General features: G+C 68.9%; 12 protein-coding genes. 11 read left to right on the top strand and 1 reads right to left on the bottom strand.

Annotated features, from left to right (window positions below; genetic code table 11):
- The first annotated feature begins 179 nt into the window (after nucleotides 1-179).
- From ACXJKL_RS07765 to ACXJKL_RS07745, 5 genes are all read left to right on the top strand, one after another.
- The gene (locus tag ACXJKL_RS07765; protein ID WP_457206487.1) at nucleotides 180-1,064 is read left to right on the top strand and encodes an STAS domain-containing protein; all 885 of its coding nucleotides are present in this window, start codon (nucleotides 180-182) and stop codon (nucleotides 1,062-1,064) included.
- Nucleotides 1,054-1,434 carry an STAS domain-containing protein gene (locus ACXJKL_RS07760; protein ID WP_457206486.1) on the top strand — a complete coding sequence of 127 codons (381 nt, stop codon included), beginning with the start codon at nucleotides 1,054-1,056 and terminating at the stop codon, nucleotides 1,432-1,434. Before ACXJKL_RS07765 ends, ACXJKL_RS07760 begins: the two co-directional genes overlap by 11 nt.
- Entirely contained in the window at nucleotides 1,431-1,775 is a 345-nt protein-coding gene (locus tag ACXJKL_RS07755) for a phosphatase RsbU N-terminal domain-containing protein (RefSeq protein WP_457206485.1), read from the top strand. Before ACXJKL_RS07760 ends, ACXJKL_RS07755 begins: the two co-directional genes overlap by 4 nt.
- Nucleotides 1,776-1,940: 165 nt before the next feature.
- The gene (locus ACXJKL_RS07750; RefSeq protein ID WP_457206484.1) at nucleotides 1,941-2,582 is read left to right on the top strand and encodes a LuxR C-terminal-related transcriptional regulator; all 642 of its coding nucleotides are present in this window, start codon (nucleotides 1,941-1,943) and stop codon (nucleotides 2,580-2,582) included.
- A gap of 37 nt (nucleotides 2,583-2,619) precedes the next feature.
- Complete coding sequence (locus tag ACXJKL_RS07745; RefSeq protein WP_457206483.1) at nucleotides 2,620-3,030, top strand: response regulator; 411 nt, start codon at nucleotides 2,620-2,622, stop codon at nucleotides 3,028-3,030.
- Between the two features lie 409 nt (nucleotides 3,031-3,439).
- Here the strand turns inward: ACXJKL_RS07745 and ACXJKL_RS07740 are convergent, their stop codons facing one another.
- Complete coding sequence (locus tag ACXJKL_RS07740; protein WP_457206482.1) at nucleotides 3,440-4,330, bottom strand: LysR substrate-binding domain-containing protein; 891 nt, start codon at nucleotides 4,328-4,330, stop codon at nucleotides 3,440-3,442.
- 26 nt (nucleotides 4,331-4,356) lie between these two features.
- On the opposite strand from ACXJKL_RS07740, the gene ACXJKL_RS07735 reads away from it, so the two are divergent.
- Genes ACXJKL_RS07735 through ACXJKL_RS07710 form a run of 6 tightly spaced genes read left to right on the top strand, consistent with a single transcriptional unit; the run spans nucleotide 4,357 to nucleotide 9,022 of the window.
- Nucleotides 4,357-5,139 (top strand): RraA family protein, encoded by a 783-nt coding sequence (locus tag ACXJKL_RS07735; protein ID WP_457206481.1) that lies wholly within the window; start codon nucleotides 4,357-4,359, stop codon nucleotides 5,137-5,139.
- The gene (locus ACXJKL_RS07730; RefSeq protein WP_457206480.1) at nucleotides 5,136-5,816 is read left to right on the top strand and encodes an RraA family protein; all 681 of its coding nucleotides are present in this window, start codon (nucleotides 5,136-5,138) and stop codon (nucleotides 5,814-5,816) included. The genes ACXJKL_RS07735 and ACXJKL_RS07730 overlap by 4 nt, the downstream gene beginning before the upstream one ends.
- Nucleotides 5,813-6,445, top strand: coding sequence for an RraA family protein (locus ACXJKL_RS07725; protein WP_457206479.1), 633 nt, complete (start codon nucleotides 5,813-5,815; stop codon nucleotides 6,443-6,445). The genes ACXJKL_RS07730 and ACXJKL_RS07725 overlap by 4 nt, the downstream gene beginning before the upstream one ends.
- Nucleotides 6,438-7,571 carry an aminotransferase class I/II-fold pyridoxal phosphate-dependent enzyme gene (locus tag ACXJKL_RS07720; protein ID WP_457206478.1) on the top strand — a complete coding sequence of 378 codons (1,134 nt, stop codon included), beginning with the start codon at nucleotides 6,438-6,440 and terminating at the stop codon, nucleotides 7,569-7,571. Before ACXJKL_RS07725 ends, ACXJKL_RS07720 begins: the two co-directional genes overlap by 8 nt.
- Before the next feature lies 1 nt (nucleotide 7,572).
- Nucleotides 7,573-8,397 carry an alpha/beta fold hydrolase gene (locus tag ACXJKL_RS07715; protein ID WP_457206477.1) on the top strand — a complete coding sequence of 275 codons (825 nt, stop codon included), beginning with the start codon at nucleotides 7,573-7,575 and terminating at the stop codon, nucleotides 8,395-8,397.
- Between the two features lie 7 nt (nucleotides 8,398-8,404).
- On the top strand, nucleotides 8,405-9,022 hold the full coding sequence (locus ACXJKL_RS07710) for a LysE family translocator (RefSeq protein WP_457206476.1): 618 nt from the start codon (nucleotides 8,405-8,407) through the stop codon (nucleotides 9,020-9,022).
- Nucleotides 9,023-9,176 lie beyond the last annotated feature (154 nt).

Here is a 9,176-nt window from a genome sequence, read left to right as displayed (position 1 = left end):
TTGCGGGACGGCTACAGCACCTACCACGGGCTGGGCCTCGGCCTCCCCGGAGCGAGACGCCTCATGGACGGGTTCCACCTGAGATCGGTCCCCGGTGAGGGGACCACCGTGACGATGGAGAAGTGGTTGCCGTGAATCGATCAGCACCTATCAGCGAGCAGCACGAGAGAGGCGGAGACATGACCGATCACTCCAGCAACCAGACCGGTGCCGGACCCGCACCCAGCGACGAGCAGCTGCTCCCCGAGCTGGTCGCTCACCTGCGTGACAACCGCACTGAGCTGCGGCAGCAGTGGGCCGAGCGGATCACCCAGGCGCACCTGCTCTCCTCGATGACGAACCAGGAGGTGTTCTCCGAGGCGACCTCGGTGTACGACAACTACGTCGAGGTGCTCGAGACCGGCAGCGTCGAGGCGCTCCGGGACTACGCACGCGACCTCTCGGAGCGGATCATCCCGCGGGGCGTCGAGACGGACGAGGTGATCGGGATCGTCCTGCTGCTGAGGGACGTGCTGGCGCGCTCGCTCTTCGAGAAGTACCGCGAGGACTTCGAGCTTCTCAACCACGTGCTCGACGCCTACGAGCCGGCAGCCAATCGCATCGCGAACACGGTCTCCGTCAGCTTCGTCGAGCAGCGGGAACGGGTCATCCGCAAGCAGCAGGACGCGCTGCTCGAGCTCTCGACCCCGGTGCTCCAGGTGCGGGAGCGGTTGCTGATCCTGCCGATCATCGGTGTGCTCGACCAGGACCGGGCCCAGCAGCTCACCGAGCAGCTGCTCCACGGGATCCGGGCACACCGGGCCAAGCTGGTGGTCATCGACGTCACGGGGGTGCCCGACATGGACGAGACCGTGGCCAACTCACTCGTCGACACCGTGACGGCCTCCCGACTCATGGGAGCGGACGTGATCATCACCGGGCTCTCCTCCGAGATCGCCCAGACCCTCGTCACCATCGGGGTCGACCTCAGCAAGATGCACACGGTCGGAGACTTGCAGGGGGGAATCGAGGAAGCGGAACGGCAGCTCGGGTTCCGGGTCTCGAAGGTGCCGCATGCCGACTGACGCCGCTACTGCTCCGCGCCCGCCCCTGCCAGCCTCGATCCTCTCGCAGGGGCCGAACCTGATCGTCTCGATCCACGCTGCGCTCGACGACGAGCAGCTCGTCCGGCTGCAGCGCGACCTCCTCGAGCGGGTGGGACGGGACCGGTCGCGCGGGATCCTCATCGACGTGGCGGCGCTGGACGTCCTTGACTCCTTTGCCGCGAGGACGCTGGCCGACCTCGCCTACATGGCTCAGCTGCGCGGTGCTCGGACCGTGGTGGTCGGGATCGCCCCGGACGTCGCGATGACGCTGGTCCGCCTCGGCGTGCGGATCCCCCTGACGCAGACCGCACTCGACCTCGAGGAGGGTCTGGAGTGGCTCGGGGCGTGACGGACCCACTCGAGCGCTTCCGCCTCGACTACGCCCCGCTGCTCCTGCGCCACCTCGCCCAGCGGGACGAGTCGGGGCTGCAGGCGGCCTACCAGCTCGGGCGCCGAGCGATGCAGGAGTCGGTCGGTCTCCTCGACGTCGTGCGGGTGCACAACGAGCTGTTCCTCGAGGTTCTCACCACCGTCCGCCACCTCGACGAGGTCACAGACCTGGCAGAGGCCGCGTCCAACCTCCTGATCGACCTGGTCGCATCCTTCGAGGTGGCCCAGCGCGGCTTCATGGACGTACGGCGTGGGCATGCTGCCCCGCGTGTCCATGACCCGGGACAGGCGGGCGCATGACGCGAAGATCGTGACGGTCGGAGTGCGCGCTGGGGGGGCGGTAGGTCGTCTCGGGGCCTCACGGTGCCAGTGGGGCAGCGTCATGCGGACGACCGGGCGGAGTCACAGGGGTGTGGTCCTCATCAGGAGGACCTCGCGTCCTCCCTCCTCCTCAAGGCGGTCACCATGCTTCGCATCACGCTCATCAACGACGACGAGATCGTCAGGCGAGGCGTCGTCGCGATGTTGAGCCGCTACGACGCCCAGATCCGGTTTGCCGAGCACGCGGACCCGCCCGGCCCCCAGGTCGACATCGCCCTCGTCGACATCTTCGCCCCGGACCACAGCCACGGCTCCAACCTCGCGCGGCTCGTCGCCGACCCACGCGTCCGTCGGACAGTCGTCTACACGTGGAACTTCCAGCCCTGGCTGGCCCGGGACGTCATCGACCAGGGGGCCTCGGGGTACCTCTCCAAGAGCCTGACCGCGGCCCAGCTCGTGGCCGCTCTCCAACAGGTGCACGGAGGCAAGACCGTGGTGTCCCCGTCGACCAGCACCAACACCGCCGTCGGCAGCGGCTGGCCCGGTCGGGAGGAAGGACTCACGACCCGGGAGGCTGAGGTGCTGTCCCTCATCACGACGGGTCTGAGCAACGCGGACATCGCCGCACGCATGTCCCTGTCACCGAACTCGATCAAGTCCTACATCCGGTCCGGCTATCGCAAGATCGACGTGAGCACCCGCTCCCAGGCGGTCCTGTGGGGCATGTCCCACGGCTTGGGCAGCGCGGTGGCGAGGAGGGTGCTCGTGCCCGCACGCAGCGCCTGAGAGTCGGTAGAGGGTCGCGCCACCAGAGGAGACCGACATGCCCACCACGGTGATGCTCGTCGAGGACCACCGCGTCATGCGGGAGGCACTGACCTACGTCCTCAGCAAGGAAGCCGATCTCCTACTCGTCGCCACCGCCGCTGACGCAGACGAGGCGTTGACAGCAGCGATGCGCACGAACCCCCGCGTGGTCATCATGGACATCACGTTGCCCGGGCGCGACGGAGTGGACGTCACCCGCGAGCTGTGCCGCGAGCTGGCCGGCGTGCGTGTCGTCATCCTGAGTGCCTCATGCACTCGGGAGCTCGTCGATTCGGCGTTCGCTGCCGGGGCCTGCGGGTACGTGGTGAAGAACGGCTCTCGCCGGCAGCTCATCRACGCGATCCACCTCGCCGCCAAGGGCGGCTGTCCCCTGACTGACTCCGCGCGCAGGCTGCTCGGGAAGTGACGCGGCTCGGGTCACACGACCCACTCGCTCCGGCGGAGTCAATGGATCCGGGCTCAGGACAGGACAGCGCCCAGAAACGAGGAACGCCGCCGAGCGACCCGAAGGCCAGTCGGCGGCGTTTCCGCCCGGAAGTCAGATGTCGTAGTAGTGACTGACTGATCCACGTTGACCTGCGCAAACGTCGAGAATGGCCGGTTGTTTGTACCGGAGTTGTAACAGGATACGTCGTCCTCGGAGACTCCATGGCGGAGCGGTATGCCTAGATTGATCTAGAAATCGGCTGCTTTATAGACGGCCCGCATTGATCAAGTTCGATCTCGGAACCTTCCCTTCTCTCGTTGCGCTTGCGGGGCAACGACCGTCCGGCGCTGGCTGGTGAGGAGCAGGCGCTCGGACGGTTGACCGCATTTCAGGTAAGTCTGGGCGCTCGGTCATGCACGAACGCCGCTACAGCGGGGTTGGTCGTGTCCTCAAGCCACAAGGCCGCGAGCTCGATAGTGGTCGGCTTCTTGATGCGCACGAACCGGACGCGGCGGTGGAGGTTGAGGCCGTGCTCGGCGGCGCTGTCGGGCACGATCGCGACGCCGATGTCGCAGGCAACCATGGCGAGCTGGCTGACGATGGAGTCGGCGGTGTTGGTGACCACTGGGGAAAACCCGGCTTGACGGCAGCAGGCCACGACCTGGTCGTGGTAGTCGGACGAGATGTGTCGCGGGAGCCAGATCCACGGCTCTCGGGCCGTGTCGGCCAGGTCTACGACATCGCCGGGAATGTGGTCCCACGTGGCGGGGACCGYCAGAACGAACTTCTCCTCAAGGAGGGTTCGGCGGCCGATGCCGGGTGGGGTGGCAAGTCGACGGACGAGGGCGACGTCGATGCCGTGATCGGCCAGCGCACGGACGGCATCTTGGGTGTCGAGCTCGCGCAGCACTACGTCGACGCGCGGGTGCTGGCTGCGGAACTCGGCGAGCATTGCAGGAAGGGGCTCGAAGAACGCGGATGTGACCGCGCCGATCCGCAGCCGCCCGAGCTGGCCGCTAGCGGCATCTCGGGTGGCCGTCTCGGCTTCGTCGGCCATGTTCACCAGCCGACGGCACTGCTCGAGCAGCACCTCGCCGGCAGAGGTGAGCGCCACGGCACGCGTGGTGCGGGTGAGCAGCTTGGTTCCAAGTCGTTGCTCGAGCGTCTTGATGGTCTGCGACAGGGGCGGCTGCGACATGTGCAGGCGCTCTGCGGCTCGCCCGAAGTGCAGCTCCTCGGCGACCGCGACGAAGTACCGGGCTTCGCGGACTTCCAACATTCATCTGCCTCGCGGAAAACTGGGATATGGATTCGGACCTTCACCCTACGGGTTCCGTGCCTTCTACTGGAGTCATGAACAGTCAAGCCTCCTCCTTCGACCTCACCGCTGACCGCGCCGGTGACCCAACCGTTGACTCACTGGTGAAGCGTCTGGACGCTCTCGACTCGACCGTCGTGAGTGACGCTCTCGACAGCCTCGACCTTCCGGCTGGCCTCGGTGGGCTGCGACCGGCCTGGGGCACTCCGCGGTTCGTGGGACGTGCTCGCACCGTCGCCCTCGAGGTCGATGCTGGAGGTCCCCCCGGTCCGCATCTGGCCACTGCCGTTGTGGCAGATGCTCGCCCGGGCGATGTGCTCGTGATGGCAAACGGCGGACGCCTGGACGTCTCTTGCTGGGGCGGCATCTTGTCGCTCGGCTGCGTCCAGCAAGGTGTCGTCGGCGTCGTGGCGGACGGTGCGTGCCGCGACGTCGCCGAGGCACAGGAACTCGGCCTGCCCGTCTTCGCCCGAGGCGTGAGCCCCCGCACCGCGCGAGGCCGGCTGCAGCAGCGAGCCATCGGAGTGCCCGTCCGGGTCGAGGACGTGACCGTGAGCGAGTGCGACCTCGTCGTCGCCGACGACTCGGGTGTCGTGTTCGTGCCGGCCGACCGTGCCGAGGAGGTGCTCGCCGCGGCCGAGGCCATCGTCGAGCGGGAGGCCGCCATCTCCGCCGACATCCGCGCCGGCGTCCGCATCGACCAAGCCATGAACGACGCACGCCTGGCCGGCCACGCCGCCACCGAGCAGCAGCAGGAGGTGGGCCGATGAGTGACCACGTCAACGGGCCGCTCGCCGAGCTTCCGACCGCGTCCATCTCTGATGCCCTCGACAGACTCGGGCTCACCGGGTCGGTGCAAGGCATCTCCCCGCTCCGACCGGGGCAGCGCGCCTGCGGGCCCGCCTACACGGTCGCCTACGAGCCGGTCGACGACCAGGGCGGCACCGTGGGTGACTTCCTCGACGACGTCCCAGCCGGAGCGGTCGTGTTCATCGACAACGCCGGCCGCACCGACTGCACGGTGTGGGGCGGCATCATGACTCAGGTCGCCGCGCACCAGCAGGTGGCCGGCACCGTCATTCACGGGGTGTGCCGCGACGTTGCGGTCACCACGACCACCGACTACCGGATCTGGAGCGCCGGCCGGTTCATGCGCACCGGCAAGGACCGGGTGCGGGTCCGGGCGGTGCAGGAGCCGCTGCTCGTTGACGGCGTCACCATCCGCCCCGGCGACGTGGTGTGCGCCGACGAGGACGGAGTCGTCGTGGTGCCGGCAGAGCGAGTCGACGAGGTCGCATCCGTTGCGTCCGAGGTCGAGCGCGTCGAGGCCGCCATCGTCGCCACCGTTCGCGACGGCGCCACCCTCCGAGAAGCGCGGAGCGCCCACGGCTACCACTTCCTCCAGACGCGGGGTGGGACCGCATCGGACACCGGGGAGACGTCATGAGCGCCGCCGACGGCCCCGCCCGGGGGCACACCGCCGCGACGCTGTACGAGGCCGCGGTCGCTGCCGAGGGTCCGGGACGGTACGCCATGGACGTCGGCATCCGTGCCGCTTGGCCCGGTGCCCGCGTGGCCGCTCACGCGTTCACCGTCCAAGGCGCCGGTGGCGACAACCTCGCTCTCCAGCACGCCATCCTCGAAGCGCCGGCAGGGTCGGTGCTCGTCGCCGACGTCAACGGTGCCGACTGGGGCCACTGGGGCGAGGTTCTCGCCGTCGCCTCCCAAGTCCGCCACATCGCAGGTCTCGTCATCGACGGCGGCGTCCGCGACACCGTCGAGATGGCCGAGCTCGACTTCCCGGTGTTCTCCCGGCACGTCAACGTCCGCGGCACCCGCAAGCTGTTCCGCGGCGCGCTCGGCGTTCCCGTCCAGGTCGGCGCAGTCACCGTCTGCACCGGCGACCTCGTCGTCGGTGACGCCGACGGCGTCGTCGTCCTCCCGCAGCACGTAGCCGACCGGGTGCTCGACACCGCCGACGAGCGCGTCGCCAAGGAGGTCGACATCATCCGTCGATTGAAGGCCGGCGAGAGCTCGCTGGACATCTACGGGCTGCAGGAGGCCGGACGTGGCTGAGTCGGACAACCCCATCTTCCGGATCGCCGACCGCGCCGCGGCGCTGCGCGCATCCGGGGTCGACGTCATCACCCTCGCCGCAGGCGAACCCGAGGCACCCACCGCCGCGCACATCGTCGAGGCCGCCGTCAAGGCAGCCCGGGACCCGCGCACCCACCACTACGGTCCCGCCGCCGGGCTCGCGGACCTGCGCGAACGAGTGGCCGCCCAGCACCCCGATCACGTCACCGCCGACCACGTGCAGGTCACCGTCGGCACCAAGCACGCCCTGCACCTGGCATTGGGGGCGCTGGCCGGGCCCGGGGACGAGGTGCTCGTGCTGCGGCCCAGCTGGCCGGGACACGTCGGCGCCGTGGAGTCGGTCGGCGCCTCCGTCGTACAGGTTCTTGTGGACCGGGACGGTCTCGCGTCGGTCGACGCGCTCGAAGCCGCCCGAACTCCCCGCACCCGCGCTGTCGTCATCGCGAACCCATCGAACCCGTCCGGTGTGCTGCACCCTGCCGACCTGCTCGCTGCAATCGCGGCGTGGTGCGTCGACAACGACGTGTGGCTGGTCAGCGACGAGGTCTACGGCGGCCTCGTCTTCGACACCGTCCCGTTCTCCGCCACGGCCGTCGTCACCGACCCTGCTCGGCTGGTCGTCGTGGACGGCGTCTCCAAGGTGCACGCCATGACCGGCTGGCGCGTTGGCTGGCTCCTGGGTCCTACCGAAGTCGTCGCCGCCGCCCGCGGTCAGGTGTCCGCCACCATCACCCACGTTCCGTCCCTCACCCAGCACGCGGCTCTGGCGGCCCTCATCGCCCCGACCGACGCCGACGCCGTCGCCGGCTACCGCGAGTCACGCGACCTGCTCGTCGCGAAGCTGGCTCAGGTGCCGGGCGTCGAGTGCCCGACACCCGCTGGCGGGATGTTCGCGTTCCCCGACATCAGCAAGCTGCTGAGCGCCGAACATCGCACAGCCGCTGAACTGGCGACCTGGCTGCTGGACGAGGCACACGTCGCGGTCGTCCCGGGCGAGGTGTTCGGCGACGACGCACGGCTGCGGATCAGCTTCGCACTGGACCCCGTGCGCCTCACCGAGGCGGCCGACAGGCTCGTCTCCGCCCTCACGAAAGCAGGTTCCTGACATGGCGCAGTCGTCCTGGTCCATGCAGACCCTCGACCTGAGGGTCCACGACGTCGCCGCGCGCATCGCCGCCATCAGCGCCCCGGGACCGGAGCCTGTGGTGTTCCTCCACGGCTTCGGGTCGACCAAGGAGGAGTACGCCGACTTCACCCAGTTCCCGGGCCTCGCCGGGCGGCCCTTTGTCGCCTACGACGCCCCCGGGTTCGGTGAGTCCACTGCCAGCGACCTGACGAAGGTGTMCATCCCGTTCCTCGTCGACGTCGCTGTGGCCGTCCTTGACCAGCTCGACGTCGACCGGTTCCACGTCGTGGGCCATTCCATGGGCGGCCTCACCGCGCTGATGCTCGCCGACCGGGTGCCGGACCGGGTGCTGAGCTTCACCGACATCGAAGGCAACCTCGCTCCGGAGGACTGCTTCCTGTCTCGCCAGATCGTCACCCATGGCGACGCCGATCCGACGAAGTTCCTGAGCGAGTTCGCGAACCGCTCCCTGCAGTCGGTCGAGTACTCCAGCGCCCTGTACGGGTCGCGGGTGCTCACCACCGTCGACCCGCACGTTGTGCGAGCGGTGTTCGAGTCGATGGTCGACCTGTCCGACCACGGGGACCTGCTAAGCACGTTCACCGGCCTGCCGATGCCGCGGATGTTCATGCACGGCCAGCAGAACGCACACCTGAGCTACCTGCCCGAGCTGCGTCGCCAACGTGTGACGGTTGCGGAGATCGAGCACAGCGGCCACTGGCCCATGTACTCCAACCCACCCGCCATGTGGACCGCCCTACGCAACTTCCTCCCCGCCGCGCCCGGTCCACAGAGGCAGGGGTGACGGACGGGTGCTGCTCAACTTCGTTGCGACCACCTGGCTGCTGGCCATGTTCCCCGGCGTCGGACAGGCCCTCATGTTGCGCCAGACCCTCGCGGACGGGCCGCGCATCGCGGTCGCCACCATCCTCGGCACCGTGACCGGGCTCATCATCTGGTCAGCGGCCGCAGGCGCCGGACTCTCCGCGGCGCTTCTCGCCGACCCCGCCTTCTACCAAGGGCTGCTGCTGGCCGGCGGCTGCGTTCTCATCGTCATCGGGCTCCACACCGCCTGGTCGGCCGTCCGCCGCCCCGCCGACGGCACCCCAGCGCATTCCCCCGGCCACGACACACCAGCAAACGGAGCAGGTGCCTACCTCGTGGGCCTGGCCACCAACCTCGGAAATCCGAAGGCCGGCGTGTTCGCCATCACGCTCCTCCCAGCGTTCGCGGGAGTCGGCGGTTTCCTGCCCACTCTGGGACTCGGCATCGTCTGGGCCGCCGTCACAGCATGCTGGTACCTGCTGTTCGTGTTCCTCGTTGCTCGCGGCCGCTCGTTCATGACGCGTCCGCGTGCGCAGCGAATCCTCAGCGGGGTCAGCGGTCTCGTGCTCGTCGCCGTTGGCATCGGTGTCGGCGCTGGCGCCTGACGTTCGCAGGCCTTAACGCCCATGAACGTAGGTCCGTGGATATTGGCATGCGGGCACTTCAACAGCGGCCGTTGGGGAGTGGCAGGTGCCTATATGAGGGTCGTCTGCGCGCGTCGAAACCCGAGATGCAACGAGGGCTCCGGCAGTGCCGGAG

The sequence above is a fragment of the Nocardioides sp. P5_C9_2 genome (assembly GCF_054049555.1).
This window is presented reverse-complemented; position numbering and strand designations above follow the sequence as displayed.